Genomic DNA, 18,616 nt, shown 5'->3' on the forward strand with positions numbered 1-18,616 from the left:
GAATTACCTTTAACGGATATCCCGCTTTTTTGCTCGAAAGGGGGAAATATAGCTTTGGAAAAGAACAAAAATATAAAAGAGACACTTATGAAAAAATTGCTGGAAAGACAAGAGGAGGCAAAGGTCATTAGAAAAATAGTAGGACTTGTCATTCTTTGTCTTGTCATCATTATTGGAGGAACGGCCATTGGTGGGTACCTTTACGTGAATTCAGCATTAAAACCCGTCGATCCGGACAATACGAAACCAGTGAAAGTCGAAATACCTATAGGCTCTGGAGTGACATCCATCGGGAACATTCTGGAGGATGAAGGAATCGTTAAGAATTCTACAATTTTTAAATACTATGTGAAATTTAACAATGAATCCGGTTTTCAAGCAGGTTCTTATGACTTGACACCTTCCATGACATTAAATGAAATTGTTAATAGCTTAAAAACAGGTAAGGTAATGAGAAAAGCAGAATTTAAGATTACCATACCTGAGGGACTGCAATTAGATCAAATCGCTGAGCTTATTGCTGATAAGTCGCCATACAAAAAAGAAGAAATTGTAGATAAATTAAATGATAAGAAATGGCTCGAGCAATTAAAACAGGAATATCCGGCATTGATAACTGATGAAATATTAAATAAAGAAATCAAACGTCCTTTGGAAGGATATCTATATCCTGCGACGTACCCTTTCTATGAGAAAAAGCCTTCTTTAGAAGCGATTTTAACGAAGATGATTGCACAAACGAACGAAGTACTCGCTCAATATGAAGGAGCGATGGCAGATAGGGAATACACGGCCCATGAGCTTCTTACGTTATCTTCCCTCATTGAAGAAGAAGCAACAGAAAAAGCAGACAGAGGAAAAATCTCAAGTGTCTTCTATAATCGTATTGAGGAAGGTATGCCTCTTCAAACCGATCCGACAGTGCTTTATGCATTAGGTAAACATAAAAAAAGAACCGTCTACAAAGATCTTGAAGTGGATTCACCTTATAACACTTATAAAGTGAAGGGTTTACCGCCAGGTCCGATCGCGAATGCAGGGGTGTCTTCGATTGAAGCGGCTTTGGAACCGGAGGATACAGAGTATTACTATTTCCTGGCTTCTGCCAATGGATCCGTCTATTATTCTGAAACATTAGAAGAACATAACGAGAAAAAGGCGAAGTACATTACAAACAAAGAAGAATAACGCGGTTAGAAGAGGAAAGAAATATTCGCTTTCCTCTTCTCTATGTGATAAAATAGTACAAGTTATTTTTATATACGGGCGATATCTTTATGAAGATGTGTGTGAAGTAGAAAGCTCATTGTAGCTTTCTTCTTTTCATGTTGTCTGAGAATGGATCGTTACCCGGGACCACTTATGAACATGATCGTGAGGCTTATTTATGAATGAACAGGTTATTCACTATATAGAATCAATCGTGAAAGAACGTCCCCCGTTACTTGCTGAGATGGAGCAATATGCAGAAGCTCATAACGTTCCGATTATGGAGCTGGTAGGGATTGAAGCATTGCTGGGGATGTTACGTATACAACAACCGAAACGTATCTTGGAAATTGGGACTGCCATTGGATATTCCGCTCTCAGAATGGCGGAGGCTCTTCCTAACTCGACAATCGTTACACTTGAACGTGACGAAGAAAGGTTTGATGCAGCGCAGGGCTTTCTCTCCCGTTCTGAGATGGGAAAGAGGGTCGTAACTTTATTCGGTGATGCCTTGGAGCTCGGCGAAGAAGTCGAAAAGCACGGTCCTTTTGATGCCATATTTATAGATGCCGCCAAGGGACAATACCTTAAATTCTTTGAACTATACTCAGAAATGCTTTCAGAGGAAGGGGTCGTCTACTCGGATAATGTCTTGTTCAAGGGACTTGTCGCCCAAGAAGAGGTAGAACAGAAAAGAATCCGGAACATGGTCAAAAAATTAAGGAATTATAACGAGTGGCTCATGAGTCATGGGCAATTTGATACGAGTATTTTACCCGTTGGAGACGGCATTGCCATCAGTAAAAAAAGAGGTGATCGCTCATGAAAAAACCAGAATTACTTGTGACCCCTGTCTCTGTTTCTGATATTGAACCGTTAGCGTTGGCGGGAGCGGATGCGTTTATGATTGGCGAGCAAAGATATGGCTTAAGGCTTGCTGGCGAGTTTTCAAGAGAAGATGTAGCAGAAACGATCAAAGTGGCACACAAACACGGTAAAAAAGTGTATATAGCCATGAACGCCCTTTTCCATAATGATAAAATATCTGAACTTGACGACTATATTGCATTTCTTCAAGAAGCCGGCGCGGATGCGATTGTGTTCGGGGATCCTGCTGTGTTGATGGCTGCCCGAGAAGTGGCACCGGATATGTCTCTTCATTGGAACACGGAAACGACCGCCACCAATTGGTATACATGTAATTATTGGGGCAGAAAAGGGGCGAAACGCGCTGTTCTGGCCAGGGAGTTAAGCATGGATACCATTGTGGAGATGAAAGAGAATGCAGAAGTAGAAATCGAGGTCCAGGTCCACGGAATGACCTGCATGTTTCAATCAAAACGCTCTTTACTTGGAAACTATTTTGAGTATAGAGGAAAGGCGATGGAGATTGAAAACCGTAAAGAACAACGTAATATGTTCCTGCACGATGAAGAACGTCATAATAAATACCCAATCTATGAAGATGAGAATGGCACTCATATTATGAGTCCGAATGATATGTGTATTGTCGATGAACTGGGTGAGATGATCGAGGCAGGCATTGATTCCTTCAAAATCGATGGTGTCCTGAAATCATCAGAATATATACTTGGGGTGACGAAACTATATCGAAAAGCCATTGATCTATGTATAGAAGACGAAGATCAATATGACGAGCAAAAAGACGGATTTTTGGAAGAAGCGAAAAGCTTGCAACCAGAAAATCGTCCATTGGATACTGGATTTTTCTTTAAAGAAACAGTGTATTAAGAACGAAATGAAGATTGATTAGAACGGAGGAGTTACGATGGCCACGGTTGTAAAAAAACCAATATCCAAGATTGTAGATGGAAGACGTGTCATTGTGAAGAAACCTGAGTTACTGGCTCCTGCCGGTAATCTGGAGAAATTGAAGATAGCTGTCCATTACGGTGCAGATGCAGTTTATATTGGCGGACAGGAATATGGTCTGCGCTCAAACGCCGGGAATTTCACCTTCGAACAAATGAAAGAGGGCGTGGATTTTGCGAGAGGTTATGGAGCAAAGATTTATGTAACAACCAACATCTATGCCCATAATGAGAATATGGATGGCCTGGAAGACTACTTACGTGGGCTTCAGGAGGCGGGAGTCGCGGGGATTATTGTCGCTGATCCACTCATCATAGAAACATGCAGAAGAGTCGCACCAAATGTGGAAGTGCATTTAAGCACCCAGCAGTCCCTTTCAAACTGGAAAGCAGTCCAGTTCTGGAAGGAAGAAGGACTTGATCGAGTGGTATTGGCACGTGAAGCAAGCGGCGACGAAATCCGTGAAATGAAAGAAAAGATAGATATTGAAATCGAGACCTTTATCCATGGTGCCATGTGTATTGCCTATTCCGGCAGATGTACTTTAAGTAACCATATGACGGCCCGTGACTCAAATCGTGGCGGTTGCTGTCAATCATGCCGTTGGGATTACGATTTATATGAAGTCGACGGAGAAAATGAAAATCCTCTTTACGGCGATGGTGATGCACCATTTGCCATGAGCCCTAAAGATTTAAAGCTGGTTGAATCGATACCGAGAATGATTGAATTGGGCATTGACAGCTTAAAAATCGAGGGACGCATGAAATCCATTCACTACGTAGCCACTGTCGTAAGTGTATACCGTAAAGTGATTGACGAGTACTGTAAAGATCCCGATAACTTTACGATTCAAGAAGAATGGCTGAAAGAGCTAGATAAATGTGCAAATCGTGAAACAGCTCCAGCGTTTTTTGAGGGAGTTCCAGGCTTCAAGGAGCAAATGTTTGGAGTTCATAATAAGAAAAACACAAATTATGAATTTGTCGGACTTGTGCTAGATTACGACGTAGAAACTCAAATCGTCACTCTGCAACAGAGAAACTATTTTAAAATAGGACAGGAAGTAGAATTTTTCGGTCCTGAAATCTCCAACTTTACACAAGTTGTCGAGAAGATGTGGGATGAAAAAGGAAATGAGCTTGATGTTGCACGTCACCCATTACAAATTGTGAAATTCAAGGTTCATCAGAGAGTATATCCTGATAACATGATGCGAAAGGAGAACACCTAATACTTATGAAGCATAAACCCGTTGTGATTGGTGTAGCAGGAGGATCCGGCTCAGGTAAAACAAGTGTTACCAAAGCCATATATGAACAATTTCAAGGTCATTCGATTTTAATGCTGCAGCAGGATTATTATTATAAAGATCAATCGAATCTACCTTTTGAGGAACGTCTTAAAACGAATTATGATCATCCATTGGCATTTGATAATGATTTATTAATTCAACATTTGAACGGTCTAATTGATCATCAGCCCGTAAATAAACCGGTCTATGATTATAAAATGCACACCCGTTCAGAGGATACCATTCTCGTTGAACCGAAAGATGTTATTATTTTAGAAGGAATTTTAGTATTAGAAGATGAAAGATTGCGTAACTTAATGGATATTAAGCTATATGTAGATACAGATGCCGATCTTCGCATCATCAGAAGAATGCTTCGCGATATTAAAGAGCGCGGCCGTTCTATCGATTCAGTCATCGATCAATACATCACAGTCGTTCGTCCTATGCATAATCAATTCATTGAACCAACAAAGCGATATGCTGATGTGATCATTCCTGAAGGCGGGCATAATCACGTGGCAATCGATTTAATGGTAACAAAAATTCAAACAATTCTTGAACAAAAGTCATTTTTGTAATACGATAGCATAGATAAAGACATATAGGTAGATTTTACATTTTCCCACATTGTAAAGAAGCAGGGAATGGAGAGAGAATGAATTCTCTCTCCATTCCCTACCTTTACATAACCTGCAAATGAACATTTACATAAAGAGTATGGGGAAACTCTTAGATAGAAAAGGAGTGAAGAGGGTCATGAGTACAGATAAAGTATTTCCGATGACAGCAGAAGGTAAAGAGAAGTTAGAAAAAGAATTGGAGAATTTGAAAACGGTTAAACGTAAAGAAGTTGTTGAGCGCATTAAAATCGCCCGCAGCTTTGGAGATTTATCCGAGAACTCAGAGTACGACGCAGCGAAAGATGAACAAGCATTTGTTGAAGGTCGTATTTCTACATTAGAAAACATGATTCGCAATGCGAAAATCATTCAAGAAGATGATATGAACTCAGATACAGTACAATTAGGTAAAAAAGTAACGTTCGTTGAACTGCCGGACGGAGACAAAGAAACATACACAATCGTTGGAAGTGCAGAAGCGGATCCATTTGAGGGGAAAATTTCAAATGATTCACCAATCGCGAAAAGCCTTCTAGGTCATAAAGTAGGGGCGAAGGTAAGCGTTCAAACTCCAGGTGGAGAAATGAATGTGAAGATTGTTGAAGTAAGCTGATCATGTAGAAGGGACTCATTAGGAGTCTCTTCTTTTTTATGCATTGAAAAAGATTATTTCATCCGAAACTCGTCAACAATGGGGACGAGGTGACAAAATGAAACGAAAACGAATCAGGTTACTCAGTATCTTTTTATTACTTGCTCTTTTTGCGCTATCAGCCAGACTTATGCAATTGCAATTATTTCAAACAGAATCCTATTCGAAACATCAAATCAATCTTCTTGAAGAAAGTGTCTCTCAACGAACGCAGCAATTGGTGATCGATGAAGGCCGGGGAGAATTTCTCGATCGGAACGGGGAACCACTTACGTATACGGAGAAAAATGTTCTTGTTCTTTTTCCTTTCTTGAAAAAAATGGACTGGCCTGCAGAAAAAGTGGCAGATGTTCTCCATGTACCACCTGAAACAATCCTATCAAAGCTTGCGGAAGCGAAAGGACCGATCATCTTTGGCGGAAAAGAACCCTTACAGCTGACGGAAGGTCAAATGAGTGACATTAATGCCCTTGAAATACAGGGAGTGTTTGCACTCACTAAGAAGTTCAAAAGCACCGAAGTCCCTGCTTCTCAGTTGATCGGCGTAACAGGAGAAAATACAGAGGTGTTTCATGAGCGTTATCCGGATAAAGTAAAAGGAGCGAACCAGAAAATTGGCGTGTCCGGCCTTCAAGAAAGCTTTGACGAGTGGCTGGTCGCTGAAGAAGAAGCAAAGCTGATCTATCATGTGGATGCCATCGGAGGTCCGCTCTTTGGTGTAGACGTGAAATATCTGGCCCCCGCCAATCCCTTCTACCCTCTTAATGTGAAAACGACAATCGATGCCGGGATGCAGAAAGCATTGGAAGAAGTCGCCGATACGTATAACATTCAAAAGGGAGGATTGCTGCTCCTTGATATTGAAAAAAGTGAAATCGTTGCAAGTGTTTCAAGACCTTCCATGAAAAGCCGTGACCCGTTTAGTGGAGGGGCAACGAATTACATGCTGAAAGCGTTGATCCCCGGTTCCGTGTTTAAGACCGTTGTCGCCGCTGCAGCCATGGACGAAGGGATTGTGGATGAAAGCAGGCTGTTTGCTTGTGATGAAGATATTCTAGGCGGTCCTGCAGAAAAACCCCACGGAAACATTAATATCAAGACAAGTATCGCGGTCAGCTGTAACCGGACGTTTGCGGATCTGGCGAATGAACTAACGGAGAAAGATGCCAATCTTCTTGATGAATATGCTGAAAAGATCGGCTTGCTTGGAGACATTGCCTGGAAAGGGAACGTCTTTCATTATGAAAGCTTTCCTCAGCTTCAGGTGAGTGAAGGAAGGATTTTCGCGAATGAAGAACACAGAAAAGAACCAAAACTTGTTTCCCAAACAGGCATTGGACAACAAGAAGTTCGTGTCACCCCCCTTGGTATGGCCAATATGATGGCCACCATCGCAAGGGGAGGGGGAAAATATCAGGTTAGTGCCGTATCCGCAGTCGAGTACCAAAACGGAACGAAGATGTTTTCTTTCCCCAAACAGGAGGCTGAGGGTGAAACGATCACTCCATTTACGGCCATGAAGCTTCAGCAGTATTTAAGGGGAGTGGTGAACTCCCCTGAAGGAACAGCTCCATACCTGCAAACGGCTGCCTACACGATTGCCGGCAAAACGGGAACGGCCCAGACAGGGAATTATCGGGGAGAAGAAACGAAGGAAAATGAATTGTACAATAAATGGTTTGCAGGATATTTTCCCTTTGAAAATCCCAAATACTCCCTCGTTGCCGTCAACATGGATGTAAAGATCGATGAGGGAGGGATCTATCCGATTTTCAAAGATAGCGTAGATGCCATATATAATCTTGAGAATAATTAGCCCTGATGTACAATGGTCCTGCGACCTTTTTCCCTTTCTTATGAAAGTAATTAAAGCCAACTGAGATGGATAATGTTTCGCTTTATTCTTTTCCTCTAATCATGTTAAAATGTTTAGGATAATAGGGAGGGAACGTAATGGCGAAATACCAATCTCGATTAGATAAACGATCCAAGAAGAATTCTAATAAAATATTGAACATAATGATTGCAGTCGTACTTTTATTGATTGTCGTTGTCGGAGCAACAATAGTGATGGGAGGCGGCGATGAGAAGGCATCTTCCGGCGTTGCTGATACAGAATCTAAAGGCTCTAGCAATAAGAATGCTGAAAAAGACGATAAATCTGTTTCTTTAGATGAGGATAAAAAATCTGAGGAAAAAGATAATGGAGAAAATAAGGACGAAGAAAAGAAAAACGATGAAGAAAAGCAAAAAGACAAAGCTTCTGATGAAGAGGATACTGTCGCATTAGAGGGTGAAGAACAAAGCGAATTAAAAGTGGAAGATAGTGACGAACCCAATGTGAAGAAAACGATGGTGCACCCTAACTGGAAGCCGATCGGAACAGAGCAAACCGGTGAACACGTGTCTGTATATGATGAAGGCACCGTAGACTGGCAGGAAAAAATCAAGGCTACTTCTTATGCAACAGGCATTCCCGAAGAAAACATGACCGTTTGGTGGATGGAAGGGAATGGCGGTCCTCAGAAGTCCATGGCCACCGTGACGGCTAAAGATACAAAGACGCCTTACAGGGTATATCTACAATGGGTGGACGGTAAAGGATGGCAGCCTACCAAAGTGCAGGAATTAGTGGAAAATGATAAAGATTAATATATGATGAAAAAGGCTCTTCCCATTGGGAGAGCCTTTTTTGAATCATTTTTTCACTTTAAAATGAACAGCTGCACTATACAATCTTCTGCCAGTTTCATCAATGGAAACGGCATGATTTACATGATGGACGCTCAGCATGATCGCTTTATTATGCTGGATTTGTTCATCTACCTTCTTTTCCAACGTTCGTAAGCTATCTGCTTCAAAAAACTCCACTTTATCTTCTATTAAGTCAAATGAAATATTCATATGTTTATCCTCCTCTATTACTGTGAACTCCTTACAGACAGGATATCCCCCCCTTATTTTAGAGTCGGAAAAAGGATTTTACAATTATTATTTGTTGAATTCATTCAAAGAATATGATAATTTAATAACAGTTTTATTTTTAATTCATAGTATGTTTATAGGGATTATAAACTTAATGTAGCTGAGGTGCTTAACCATGGGTAGAGAATTTTTGGATTTGTTCCAGGATTGGGCAGATTCTTATGACGATACAGTAACGGGGAAAGATGTTGAATATCAAGCTGTTTTCGAGCACTATGAATCCATTCTTGACGAAGTGGTTTCCCGGTCAAAGGGAAGGGTCGTTGAATTTGGGCCGGGGACAGGAAACTTGACCAGGAGATTATTGGACGGAGGACTTGAAGTGGTTCCTTTTGAACCTTCCCCTGAAATGAGAGCCATTGGGATGCAGAAGCTTGGAAAAGAGGTAACGTTCATGGATGGAGATTTTCTCGACTTTTCTTTAGAGGGAACGGCAGATTCCATCGTGAGCTCCTATGCATTTCATCACTTAACAGATGAAGAAAAGGGAAAAGCTTTTCGCATATATGGAAAGCTCCTAGCACATGGTGGTAAAATAGTATTTGCCGATACGATGTTTGAAACGGATCAGCACTATCAAGCCGCCATATCCCAAGCAGTCAAAAAAGAGTATTACAACCTTGCTGAAGATTTAAAACGGGAATATTACACTACCTTGGGTGTTCTAAGGGAATTATTGGACCAGAATGGGTTTTCAGTCACATTTAAGCAAGTTAATACCTTTGTGTGGATTATGGAGGCGACTAAACAGTAGAAAGAGGTTTTAGTAATGAAAATCGCCATCATTGGAGCAATGGAAGAAGAAGTAGCCTTACTTAGAGAAAATATTTTAAACCCGACAGTGGAAACAATCGCAGGGTGTGAATATACAAGTGGAATGATGAAAGACAAAGAAGTGATCTTACTTCGCTCAGGAATCGGCAAGGTGAATGCAGCGATGTCAACAGCCGTTCTTCTGCAACATTTTAAACCGGATTGCATCATCAATACAGGATCAGCCGGAGGATTCGATCCTTCGCTAGATGTCGGTGATGTTGTCATCTCAACAGAAGTAAGGCATCATGATGTGGATGTGACGGCTTTTGGATATGAATACGGACAGGTACCACAGCTTCCTGCCGCATTTACAGCAGACAAGAAATTAATGCAGACAGCCATTGATAGCGTGAAGGAACTTGGAGATGCACAAGTGGTGTCAGGATTGATCGCCACGGGAGATTCATTTATGAATGATCCTAAGCGTGTAGAAGCGATCCGTGACAAATTCATCGGTTTACAAGCAGTTGAAATGGAAGCAGCCGCCATTGCGCAAGTGGCTCATCAATTCAACGTACCATTTGTCATCATCCGATCTCTTTCTGATATTGCCGGCAAGGAATCAGATGTTTCCTTCGAACAATATTTAGAAAAGGCAGCCCTCCACTCTGCCAAAATGGTTATGAGCATTGTAAAGTCTGTATAATACGAGAAAAATAAAGCTGACCCGGGTACCAACTTTCTCATTAAAACATATGGAACAGGGGTGTTCAGGAGAGCCCTCCAATCGTATGCACTTGGGGACAGGAGAGGTGCATGGAGTCAGCTTTTCTTATGAAGGGGGACTGAATACATGGACGTGTATAATAGCGTACATGACCTGATTGGGAATACACCGATTGTCGAGCTTACAAACTTCCCATTAAAGAAGGGAGTTCGCCTCTTTGCTAAGCTGGAATTCTTCAATCCTGGAGGTAGTGTGAAAGATCGTCTGGGCAGGGAATTATTAGAAGATGCCATCCGTAACGGTAAAATAGAACCGGGAGGCACTTTCATCGAACCGACTGCAGGGAACACGGGGATCGGCCTGGCTCTTGCAGCTGTGAATTCAGGATACAACGTCATGTTTTGCGTACCCGAAAAATTCAGCATAGAAAAGCAGGAGCTTATGAAAGCATTAGGTGCCAAAATCATTCATACCCCAACCGAGGAAGGAATGAAGGGGGCCATTTCAAAAGCAAATGAACTGGTAAAGGAAATCCCGAACTCTTATTCTCCGCAGCAATTTGGGAATTCGGCCAATCCTGAGACGTATTACAAAACGTTGGGACCTGAACTATGGAATCAGATGGATGGCAACATTCAAACATTTGTTGCGGGTGCAGGGACAGGGGGTACCTTCATGGGGACTGCTCAGTACTTGAAGGAAAGAAATAAGGACATCAAAACAGTCATTGTTGAACCTGAAGGCTCCATCTTGAACGGTGGAACATCAGGACCTCATAAAACAGAGGGGATCGGCATGGAATTCTTACCTCACTATATGGATCCAAGCTATTTTAACAGCATCCATACTGTGACGGACGACAATGCCTTTAAACGAGTAAAAGAGCTTGCGCTGCTGGAAGGCTTGCTGGTCGGAAGTTCTTCTGGTGCAGTGCTGCATGCTGCATTACAGGAAGCGGATGAAGCTGAGCCGGGAAGCCATATCGTCACGATTTTCCCGGACTCGAGTGAGCGCTATCTAAGTAAGAAAATATATGAAGGAGGACTCTAATCATGAAGAAGAAAACACAACTAATTCACGGCGGTATTCCTACAGATCCTCAAACAGGTGCTGTATCAACTCCCATCTATCAGGTGAGTACGTATAAGCAGGATGAAGTAGGAAAGCATAAAGGGTTTGAATATTCACGTTCAGGGAACCCGACTAGACATGCACTTGAAGAGTTGATTAAAGATCTGGAAGGAGGAGAAAAAGGCTTTGCATTCGGATCGGGAATGGCAGGTATTACGGCAGTTATGATGATGTTCAATAGCGGAGATCATATAGTCATGACGGACGACGTGTATGGTGGAACGTATCGTGTCATGACCAAGGTCTTAAACCGCATCGGCATCGAATCCACTTTCGTTGATTCAAGTGATATCGGCAATATTGAACGTGCTATTCAGCCGAATACAAAGGCTGTCTACATTGAAACACCAACGAATCCACTGCTGAAAATTACCGATATCGAGGCAGCGGCTTCTTTGGCCAAGAAGCACAATCTATTGACGATCGTGGATAATACGTTCAGCACGCCATACTGGCAAAACCCAATCAGCCTGGGAGCAGACATCGTTCTCCACAGTGCAACGAAATACATCGGTGGACACAGTGACGTGGTGGCAGGACTGGTCGTTGTGAATTCCGAAGAACTTGCTGAAGAATTATTCTTTGTACAGAATTCAACGGGCGGGGTTCTTGGACCGCAGGATTCATGGTTACTGATTCGAGGCATTAAAACCTTAGGGCTGAGAATGGAAGAGCATGAAGAAAACACGAAGAAAATAGTCGAGTATCTTACATCACACCCGAAAGTATCAAAGGTATACTATCCAGGATTAGAAACTCATCCCAACCATGACATTGCCAAGAAACAGGCATCCGGCTTTGGGGGAATGGTTTCCTTTGATGTAGGTAGTGAAGAAAATGCAGATCGTCTGCTCACGAACACAAAATACTTCACGTTGGCAGAAAGTCTTGGCGCGGTAGAAAGTTTAATATCAGTACCTGCCCGCATGACTCACGCGTCCATTCCGGCGGATCGACGAAATGAGTTAGGGATCACCGACGGGTTGGTACGTATCTCTGTCGGTCTTGAAGACGTAGAGGACCTGATTGAAGATATTGAAAATGCCCTTTCCAAGTAATTCGTCTACTGGCAGAACTGGTATCAATTACATGGCAGCTGACATGGGTCAGTATGTTACCATAGAATGAGAGTTTACTAGTTCTAAAGTAGGTGAATGCACATGAAGAACGCAAAAAAAAGAACCATTCAACAAAAGATGAACGACTTCAAACGATTTGGTTTTACGTTACTTGCACTTAGTGTCTTTATGTATTTAGGGGTAATTATTCCAACAGAAACCGTCACACCAAGTAAAACCATGACCCTCATGACAGGGACCGTTGTTTTACTCGGATTGTCACTCATATTTTTTACAAAAGCGATCAAATATAAAAAAGATATGCAATCTATAGATGAATAGATCATGGAAAGCGGGTTCTCATTGAGGACCCGTTTTTTTTCGTTTGGTTCAACCCTGCTTCAAAACCGACTTAGATGTTTATGTGGAAATTTGTAGAAAAAATAATGAGGAAAGTGGTTTACTTTACTGTGAAAATTGGATATACTAACCAATGTAAGAAGAAAATCACAAGAGGGAGGTCGAAGAAAATGTTCGTGCTTATTGGAAAAAAAGACACAACTTCATATTGTTTTCATCATTCGACCACTTGTGGGATGTTTTACGTTTAATTTTAAATCCATTAAATGATAGCCACAGGGAGAATGTAGGTTCCTGTGGCTTTTTTGTGCCACAAGGATCGGTCTCTTTGTGGCTTTTTAGTATGCCTTGAAGCTTTGGGGCACTTTGAAAGGGGTGATACGTATGACACTTAATCTTTTATTTATTACGGTAACGTTCAATAAGAAACAAGAAACGTTTGAAGAAGCGACTCACAATGAAACGGTTTCAAAATCCTATGAAGAAACGAAAACCAAGAGCCAATACATGTCGCAATTGTTCTAATGATATCTAAATAATGGAGAGGAGAATGAAATATGATTTATGTACAGGAGAAAATGCTTAATGCGCTATGGGTAGAGAAGGATACTGCCTAACGAAACAAAAGGTGGGTGGAACGATGTTTTTAAATATTGTTTTTTGGTCGGCTTTCTTCCATAAAAAGAAGAAGCAGGATAAGAAATAGAATGAGTGAGGAGGATGCCTTTTTGGATGGTGTCCTCCTCATTTTTTATTGGGGTTTACGAGGGCTTAGGGCAGACACAGGTCTGTCAATCTTTAGTAATAAGTTGTTCACGGATGAGAGGGGAATATCCGGCTTTTCATGATACATTAATAGTAAGAAGAGCAGGTAGTAATGACTGCTGAAGAGGGAGTGTGATTACGGTGTTTTCAATGATAATGGGTCTTGTCGTAACATCTGTGATTGGTCTGATTATTGCCGCTGAAGTCAGTGTAGAATAAAAAATGAAAAAAGCGATCCGAGTCTGGATCGCTTTCATGATTTATTCCGCTTTTCTTTTTCCTCACGATAAAATTCATGAAACATTTTCATGAGTGCCCTTTTCTCGATTCGTGAAACATAGCTTCTTGAGATTCCTAATTCTTTGGCAATTTCCCGTTGTGTCTTTTCCTCTTTTAAGTCTAATCCGAATCGACCGACGATCACTTCTTTTTCCCTCTCGTCCAGCACACAAATGTATTTTCTTACCTTTTCAAGTTCCATGCTTAATTGAATCGTATCGATGACATCATCACTCTCAGACTTTAAGATATCAATTAAGCTGATTTCGTTTCCTTCTTTATCTTGACCGATAGGATCGTGAAGAGAGACATCTTTTTTCGTCTTTTTGAGTGCACGAAGGTGCATAAGTATTTCATTCTCGATACATCTTGCCGCATAGGTAGCAAGCTTTGTACCTTTTCCTTCTGAATAACTTTCAATTGCTTTAATCAATCCGATGGTCCCGATGGAAATTAGATCTTCTGGATCTTCGCCTGTGTTTTCGAATTTCTTAACGATGTGAGCAACCAATCGCAGATTATGTTCAATGAGCATATTACGGGCATGCTCATCTCCTTCTGCCATCAGCCTTAAATATTTTCGTTCATCTGCTGCAGATAGAGGTTGAGGGAATGCATTGTTCTTTACGTAAGAAACGAGGAAAATTAACTCTTTAAAGAAATACCCCAGTGCCGTTAGAACTCCAGACATATTCACACCTCCATGAGGACTTAAGCCTATACTCATTCATATGTTACGAAAGGGATGTCCTTGCATGTCCTTCAGAAAGTAATCAGAGAAAACGCAAACTTTCTTTCGGGAGGATGCGGGTAAGAAAGTTGGAATCTGCCTATACGCTATTTCCTTATGAACATATACTAGTAGTAAAAGTAGGTGAGGAGGTATTGCAATGCCGTATGGATACCCTTGTTATGGACCAGTCTATCCAGGTTATTATGGTGGTGGCGGATTCTACTTCGCTCTAGTCGTTGTATTACTAATCTTACTTTTCCTATTTGGTGGATGGTGGTACTACAATAACTGTTAGCCTGACCACATTAATAACCTGAGAGAGCCCTGTTCACAAGGTGAACAGGGCTCTCTTATACCTCTTACATCTTCTTCAATGTAAAAGGGCTTATCATTAATACAGCTAGAGTGATTGTCATACATAAAATCAGTACACCTGAAACAAACGGGATAGCCAGGTAGCACAGGGTCAGTAAACATCCGGCTACGGTGATCGGCAATCCCGTAAAGTAGCCATCGTTTTCTGAAATATTGAAGCGGGCTAACCGAAAAGCGCCACACCCTATATAGAATATGGTGAAAAACATTCCGGGAAAGTCATACTGATTAAGAACGGATATATACAGGAGCAAGGCAGGAGCTATACCGAATGATATGATATCACTCATGGAATCCAGCTGTTTCCCTAACTCTGACTCAATGTTCATTTTCCTCGCAACCATTCCATCGAAGCGGTCCGTTAAGGCAGCAATGAAAATCAATAACAAGCTTAGGTTTAATTGATTATGAAGTATTGAAATAATAGCAAATCCACCTAATGATAAGTTGGACAAAGTAATGAGGTTGGCCGTTTGACTTTTAAGCTTTTTAAATGTTTGATCGACGACTTCGGAGAGAAACAATCATCACTCACTCCCTTTGAATAAGTTTGTTCACTACTGAACATGTCTTTTGGCTAGCATATTCGATTTACATACATTTGGACCGGCAATAACAATAAATGTTAAATTCCACAGTGAAAAAAGATTCTTATAAATATAGTATATAATAATATTTTATTATATACTTATTAAACTGTTAAAGTTAATCGTTTTTTAGAAATTTGTGAGGGATATTAATGAAGCAATCCATTTATCGTCTATTTATCGAACTAACAAATAAAAAATGGTCCTCCTATATGATCAGGAAATTTGTACAGTCTCCTTTGAGTCGGCCGTTTATTTCATCATTTATTAAAACGTACAAAATAAATGTGGATGAAATTGAAGGTCAAGTAGCTGACTATAAAACGCTACATGATTTCTTTATAAGAAACCTGAAAGAAGATGCAAGGGTCGTGAACTATAGTGAGAATCAAGCGGTCAGTCCAGTCGATGGATTATTGGCCGATACGGGCAGCATTTCCGATGACCTTGTCATTGAAGTGAAAGGAAAGTCCTACTCCATTCTTGATATGCTTGGCAGTGAAGGGGATGCTTCTGATTATAGTGGGGGAGAATTTGCGGTATTTTATTTAAGCCCTGCAAATTATCACCGCATTCACAGCCCGGTGTCAGGCACGATTCTAAAGAGATGGTCATTGGGACAGCATTCCTACCCGGTCAATGAACTGGGATTGATGTACGGAAAAGAAGCCCTTTCAAAAAACTTCCGTTCAATTACGGAGCTTCAACATGTAAAGGCCAAATTGGCCGTCGTAAAAGTAGGGGCCATGTTTGTCAACAGTGTTGATTATGTGCATGAGGGGAAAGAATGGAAGCAAGGCGAAGAAGTCGCATACTTCAGCTTCGGTTCCACCGTCATTCTTCTTTTTGAAAAAGGTACGTTCCGATTCTCGCCGAATAAGGAAGTACCTAGTAATGTGACGGTAGGGGAAACGATTGGAGATTTTATTTAATAACGCTGCTTTCTAAAGATTACGAAAACATCCTTATATAAAAAAGAGGACGGATTTTAAACAAATCCGTCCCATTTCATGTTAGTATTCTACGATGAAGCTTTTATTTTATTAGTAAGAGATCGACGGTGAATTTCCATTTCGATGAGGCGAATGAATTCTGTATTGAGTTTCAACTCCAACGCTTTGAAATAAGAATCAATCAACAGTTCGTCCGATAATTTCCTCATTAATGCCACCTCCAATAATCATCATCTTTTTTGTATTTCGAAACATAATGTCAGTACGTTTTTAAGTAGTAATTAAACTTTACCAAATTTGTTTTTTCAGAACAAGCGTTCCGTTATCCACAGTTCGCGGTGGATAAGTTGTGACTAACTTGTATATAACTGGTAAATAAGCGATGTTTATGTCTTGTATAATGTGAATAAGGTTATCCACAACCATGAATGCATCTGGAAATTTGTCGAAAAATATTTAATCTCCTTGGGAATATTTATGGAATTCCAGGAATATATGTGATTTATTTTGAATCTGCAGGAAAAATTGGTTATCATTAATCTGTTATAGGTTAATGACACTATAGAGAGAATAGGTATCCGCAGGAACAATGGACGTGGAGCTATACGACTAAGAAGAAAAGTAAACATTAGAGTATATAAATGATAATGAAATTTGAGGTGCTGCAAGTGATAAAGCAATTTTTACCCGATGAACAGGTTCAAGATATTTTCAGTATCAGACCGGAGTATTTAAAAGAAAAAGGAATCAAAGGGATCATTACAGATCTAGATAATACGTTAGTGGAATGGGATCGTCCCAATGCCACCCCTAAATTAATTCAGTGGTTTAAAGAAATGCAGGAGCATGGAATCCTTGTGACGATTGTGTCCAATAATAACAAAAACCGGGTGGGGGCATTTGCAGAACCTTTAGGCGTTCCGTTTATATTCCAGGCCCGTAAGCCGATGGGACGTGCTTTTAAAAGGGCGATTCAGGAGATGGGTGTAAAGAAGGAAGAGTCGGTAGTCATTGGAGACCAGCTTTTAACGGATGTTTTAGGCGGAAATCGAAACGGCTTCCATACGATACTGGTTGTTCCCGTTGCACAATCAGATGGGTTCATCACTAAGTTCAATCGTCGTGTAGAACGAAGAATAATGAAGTTTTTCAAGCGTAAAGGCATGCTTGAGTGGGAGGATAAAAAGTGAGTCAAGTTGTATGTATAGGATGTGGCGTTGAAATCCAGACGGAGAACAAGGAAGGAATGGGGTATGCACCTTCCTCAGCTCTTCAAAAAGAAGAGATTATTTGTCAACGTTGCTTTAGATTAAAGCATTATAATGAAGTCCAGGATGTCCCCTTAACGGATGATGACTTCTTAAAAATATTGAATGAACTTGGTGATTCAGAAGGGTTGATTGTCAAGATTGTCGATATATTTGATTTCAATGGGAGCTGGCTGCCTGGATTGCATCGTTTCGTAGGATCTAACCCGATTCTGCTTATTGGTAACAAAGTGGATCTCCTTCCCAAGTCTGTGAAACCCAGCAAGCTGATTCATTGGATGAAACATGAAGCAAGTCAATTAGGATTAAAGCCGATTGATGTTCAGTTAGTGAGTGCCGCAAAAGGTCAGGGAATTACTGATGCCATCGAAGCGATTGAACATTATCGAAATGGAAAAGACGTGTATGTAGTAGGGTGTACAAACGTTGGGAAATCAACGTTCATTAACCGTATCATCAAGCATGTATCAGGTGAACAAGATGTCATTACGACATCTCACTTCCCTGGCACCACTCTTGATATGATTCAAATTCCACTTGATGACGAAGAGTCACTCATTGATACGCCGGGAATTATCAATCATCATCAGATGGCCCATTTTGTTGATAAACAGGATTTGAAAATCATTACTCCTAAGAAAGAAATCAAGCCGAGAACCTTCCAGTTGAATCCAGAACAAACCCTTTTCTTCGGTGGGTTGGCACGCTTTGACTTCATGGCTGGCGAGCGTCAGGCATATACCTGTTATTTCTCAAATGAGCTATCCATTCATCGCACAAAGATTGAGAAAGCCGATGAGCTCTATAAGAATCATGCTGGAGAACTGTTGCAGCCGCCAAGAAAAGATGATATGGACACATTCCCTCCACTTGTGAGGCATGAATTCAGAATTAAAGAAGCAAAAACGGATATCGTCTTCTCAGGTTTAGGATGGATTACAGTGAATGACAGAGGGGCTACCATTGCTGCCCATGTTCCTAAAGGCGTTAGTGTTTTCTTGAGAAAATCATTAATCTAGGAGGGATTC

22 protein-coding genes are annotated in these 18,616 nt (G+C 40.9%); 18 read left to right on the forward strand and 4 right to left on the reverse strand.

What is annotated here, in order from left to right:
* Positions 1–48 precede the first annotated feature (48 nt).
* From mltG to ACQKFO_RS00875, 8 genes are all read left to right on the forward strand, one after another.
* Entirely contained in the window at positions 49–1,188 is a 1,140-nt protein-coding gene (gene mltG / locus ACQKFO_RS00840; protein ID WP_427597748.1) for an endolytic transglycosylase MltG, read from the forward strand.
* 199 nt (positions 1,189–1,387) lie between these two features.
* On the forward strand, positions 1,388–2,035 hold the full coding sequence (locus tag ACQKFO_RS00845) for an O-methyltransferase (RefSeq protein WP_427596467.1): 648 nt from the start codon (positions 1,388–1,390) through the stop codon (positions 2,033–2,035).
* Entirely contained in the window at positions 2,032–2,961 is a 930-nt protein-coding gene (locus ACQKFO_RS00850) for a peptidase U32 family protein (RefSeq protein ID WP_427596468.1), read from the forward strand. Before ACQKFO_RS00845 ends, ACQKFO_RS00850 begins: the two co-directional genes overlap by 4 nt.
* A 37-nt stretch (positions 2,962–2,998) precedes the next feature.
* A complete protein-coding gene (locus ACQKFO_RS00855; protein ID WP_427596469.1) occupies positions 2,999–4,276 on the forward strand; it encodes a peptidase U32 family protein in 1,278 nt (425 codons plus the stop codon).
* 5 nt (positions 4,277–4,281) lie between these two features.
* Positions 4,282–4,917: a uridine kinase gene (gene udk / locus ACQKFO_RS00860; RefSeq protein ID WP_148969763.1), complete on the forward strand. Its 636-nt coding sequence runs from the start codon at positions 4,282–4,284 to the stop codon at positions 4,915–4,917.
* Between the two features lie 178 nt (positions 4,918–5,095).
* Positions 5,096–5,572, forward strand: coding sequence for a transcription elongation factor GreA (greA, locus tag ACQKFO_RS00865; RefSeq protein WP_148969762.1), 477 nt, complete (start codon positions 5,096–5,098; stop codon positions 5,570–5,572).
* A 97-nt stretch (positions 5,573–5,669) separates the two neighbouring features.
* Positions 5,670–7,427, forward strand: coding sequence for a peptidoglycan D,D-transpeptidase FtsI family protein (locus tag ACQKFO_RS00870; protein WP_427596470.1), 1,758 nt, complete (start codon positions 5,670–5,672; stop codon positions 7,425–7,427).
* 137 nt (positions 7,428–7,564) lie between these two features.
* Entirely contained in the window at positions 7,565–8,263 is a 699-nt protein-coding gene (locus ACQKFO_RS00875) for a YrrS family protein (protein WP_427596471.1), read from the forward strand.
* Positions 8,264–8,308: 45 nt separating this feature from the next.
* Here ACQKFO_RS00875 and ACQKFO_RS00880 read toward each other — a convergent pair whose 3' ends face one another.
* Complete coding sequence (locus tag ACQKFO_RS00880) at positions 8,309–8,515, reverse strand: DUF2536 family protein (protein WP_427596472.1); 207 nt, start codon at positions 8,513–8,515, stop codon at positions 8,309–8,311.
* A 196-nt stretch (positions 8,516–8,711) separates the two neighbouring features.
* Here ACQKFO_RS00880 and ACQKFO_RS00885 point away from each other — a divergent pair, with 196 nt between their 5' ends.
* From ACQKFO_RS00885 to ACQKFO_RS00910, 6 genes are all read left to right on the forward strand, one after another.
* Complete coding sequence (locus ACQKFO_RS00885) at positions 8,712–9,350, forward strand: class I SAM-dependent methyltransferase (RefSeq protein ID WP_427596473.1); 639 nt, start codon at positions 8,712–8,714, stop codon at positions 9,348–9,350.
* Between the two features lie 15 nt (positions 9,351–9,365).
* The gene (gene mtnN, locus ACQKFO_RS00890; RefSeq protein WP_427596474.1) at positions 9,366–10,058 is read left to right on the forward strand and encodes a 5'-methylthioadenosine/S-adenosylhomocysteine nucleosidase; all 693 of its coding nucleotides are present in this window, start codon (positions 9,366–9,368) and stop codon (positions 10,056–10,058) included.
* 147 nt (positions 10,059–10,205) lie between these two features.
* Positions 10,206–11,129, forward strand: a complete 924-nt coding sequence (locus ACQKFO_RS00895; protein WP_427596475.1) for a PLP-dependent cysteine synthase family protein — start codon at positions 10,206–10,208, stop codon at positions 11,127–11,129.
* 2 nt (positions 11,130–11,131) lie between these two features.
* Complete coding sequence (locus ACQKFO_RS00900; protein WP_427596476.1) at positions 11,132–12,268, forward strand: bifunctional cystathionine gamma-lyase/homocysteine desulfhydrase; 1,137 nt, start codon at positions 11,132–11,134, stop codon at positions 12,266–12,268.
* 102 nt (positions 12,269–12,370) lie between these two features.
* Positions 12,371–12,610 (forward strand): YrhC family protein, encoded by a 240-nt coding sequence (locus ACQKFO_RS00905; RefSeq protein WP_427596477.1) that lies wholly within the window; start codon positions 12,371–12,373, stop codon positions 12,608–12,610.
* A gap of 402 nt (positions 12,611–13,012) precedes the next feature.
* Positions 13,013–13,153: a YrzI family small protein gene (locus ACQKFO_RS00910; RefSeq protein ID WP_427596478.1), complete on the forward strand. Its 141-nt coding sequence runs from the start codon at positions 13,013–13,015 to the stop codon at positions 13,151–13,153.
* Between the two features lie 493 nt (positions 13,154–13,646).
* Here ACQKFO_RS00910 and sigK read toward each other — a convergent pair whose 3' ends face one another.
* The gene (gene sigK / locus ACQKFO_RS00915) at positions 13,647–14,363 is read right to left on the reverse strand and encodes an RNA polymerase sporulation sigma factor SigK (RefSeq protein ID WP_044339577.1); all 717 of its coding nucleotides are present in this window, start codon (positions 14,361–14,363) and stop codon (positions 13,647–13,649) included.
* Positions 14,364–14,562: 199 nt separating this feature from the next.
* Here sigK and ACQKFO_RS00920 point away from each other — a divergent pair, with 199 nt between their 5' ends.
* A complete protein-coding gene (locus ACQKFO_RS00920) occupies positions 14,563–14,700 on the forward strand; it encodes a hypothetical protein (protein ID WP_172655779.1) in 138 nt (45 codons plus the stop codon).
* Positions 14,701–14,764: 64 nt separating this feature from the next.
* On the opposite strand, the gene pssA is transcribed toward ACQKFO_RS00920, so the two are convergent.
* Positions 14,765–15,304: a CDP-diacylglycerol--serine O-phosphatidyltransferase gene (gene pssA, locus ACQKFO_RS00925; protein WP_427596479.1), complete on the reverse strand. Its 540-nt coding sequence runs from the start codon at positions 15,302–15,304 to the stop codon at positions 14,765–14,767.
* Between the two features lie 215 nt (positions 15,305–15,519).
* On the opposite strand from pssA, the gene ACQKFO_RS00930 reads away from it, so the two are divergent.
* Positions 15,520–16,299 carry a phosphatidylserine decarboxylase gene (locus tag ACQKFO_RS00930; RefSeq protein WP_427596480.1) on the forward strand — a complete coding sequence of 260 codons (780 nt, stop codon included), beginning with the start codon at positions 15,520–15,522 and terminating at the stop codon, positions 16,297–16,299.
* Positions 16,300–16,388: 89 nt separating this feature from the next.
* Here ACQKFO_RS00930 and ACQKFO_RS00935 read toward each other — a convergent pair whose 3' ends face one another.
* Entirely contained in the window at positions 16,389–16,529 is a 141-nt protein-coding gene (locus ACQKFO_RS00935; protein ID WP_113970654.1) for a sporulation histidine kinase inhibitor Sda, read from the reverse strand.
* A gap of 438 nt (positions 16,530–16,967) precedes the next feature.
* Between ACQKFO_RS00935 and ACQKFO_RS00940 the strand changes: the two genes are divergently transcribed.
* The gene (locus ACQKFO_RS00940; protein WP_427597749.1) at positions 16,968–17,510 is read left to right on the forward strand and encodes a YqeG family HAD IIIA-type phosphatase; all 543 of its coding nucleotides are present in this window, start codon (positions 16,968–16,970) and stop codon (positions 17,508–17,510) included.
* A complete protein-coding gene (gene yqeH / locus ACQKFO_RS00945) occupies positions 17,507–18,607 on the forward strand; it encodes a ribosome biogenesis GTPase YqeH (RefSeq protein WP_427596481.1) in 1,101 nt (366 codons plus the stop codon). The genes ACQKFO_RS00940 and yqeH overlap by 4 nt, the downstream gene beginning before the upstream one ends.
* Positions 18,608–18,616 lie beyond the last annotated feature (9 nt).

Source organism: Rossellomorea sp. NPDC071047 (genome assembly GCF_050270195.1).
In the GTDB taxonomy this organism is placed as follows: domain Bacteria; phylum Bacillota; class Bacilli; order Bacillales; family Bacillaceae_B; genus Rossellomorea.

Bases quoted from the DNA above. Each gene is read 5' to 3' on its own strand.
- ACQKFO_RS00845 (WP_427596467.1), top strand. From the start codon at position 1,388: ATGAATGAACAGGTTATTCACTATATAGAATCAATCGTGAAAGAACGT.
- ACQKFO_RS00850 (WP_427596468.1), top strand. From the start codon at position 2,032: ATGAAAAAACCAGAATTACTTGTGACCCCTGTCTCTGTTTCTGATATT.
- ACQKFO_RS00855 (WP_427596469.1), top strand. From the start codon at position 2,999: ATGGCCACGGTTGTAAAAAAACCAATATCCAAGATTGTAGATGGAAGA.
- udk (WP_148969763.1), top strand. From the start codon at position 4,282: ATGAAGCATAAACCCGTTGTGATTGGTGTAGCAGGAGGATCCGGCTCA.
- greA (WP_148969762.1), top strand. From the start codon at position 5,096: ATGAGTACAGATAAAGTATTTCCGATGACAGCAGAAGGTAAAGAGAAG.
- ACQKFO_RS00870 (WP_427596470.1), top strand. From the start codon at position 5,670: ATGAAACGAAAACGAATCAGGTTACTCAGTATCTTTTTATTACTTGCT.
- ACQKFO_RS00875 (WP_427596471.1), top strand. From the start codon at position 7,565: ATGGCGAAATACCAATCTCGATTAGATAAACGATCCAAGAAGAATTCT.
- ACQKFO_RS00880 (WP_427596472.1), bottom strand. From the start codon at position 8,515: ATGAATATTTCATTTGACTTAATAGAAGATAAAGTGGAGTTTTTTGAA.
- ACQKFO_RS00885 (WP_427596473.1), top strand. From the start codon at position 8,712: ATGGGTAGAGAATTTTTGGATTTGTTCCAGGATTGGGCAGATTCTTAT.
- mtnN (WP_427596474.1), top strand. From the start codon at position 9,366: ATGAAAATCGCCATCATTGGAGCAATGGAAGAAGAAGTAGCCTTACTT.
- ACQKFO_RS00895 (WP_427596475.1), top strand. From the start codon at position 10,206: ATGGACGTGTATAATAGCGTACATGACCTGATTGGGAATACACCGATT.
- ACQKFO_RS00900 (WP_427596476.1), top strand. From the start codon at position 11,132: ATGAAGAAGAAAACACAACTAATTCACGGCGGTATTCCTACAGATCCT.
- ACQKFO_RS00905 (WP_427596477.1), top strand. From the start codon at position 12,371: ATGAAGAACGCAAAAAAAAGAACCATTCAACAAAAGATGAACGACTTC.
- ACQKFO_RS00910 (WP_427596478.1), top strand. From the start codon at position 13,013: ATGACACTTAATCTTTTATTTATTACGGTAACGTTCAATAAGAAACAA.
- sigK (WP_044339577.1), bottom strand. From the start codon at position 14,363: ATGTCTGGAGTTCTAACGGCACTGGGGTATTTCTTTAAAGAGTTAATT.
- ACQKFO_RS00920 (WP_172655779.1), top strand. From the start codon at position 14,563: ATGCCGTATGGATACCCTTGTTATGGACCAGTCTATCCAGGTTATTAT.
- ACQKFO_RS00930 (WP_427596480.1), top strand. From the start codon at position 15,520: ATGAAGCAATCCATTTATCGTCTATTTATCGAACTAACAAATAAAAAA.
- ACQKFO_RS00935 (WP_113970654.1), bottom strand. From the start codon at position 16,529: ATGAGGAAATTATCGGACGAACTGTTGATTGATTCTTATTTCAAAGCG.
- ACQKFO_RS00940 (WP_427597749.1), top strand. From the start codon at position 16,968: ATGAAATTTGAGGTGCTGCAAGTGATAAAGCAATTTTTACCCGATGAA.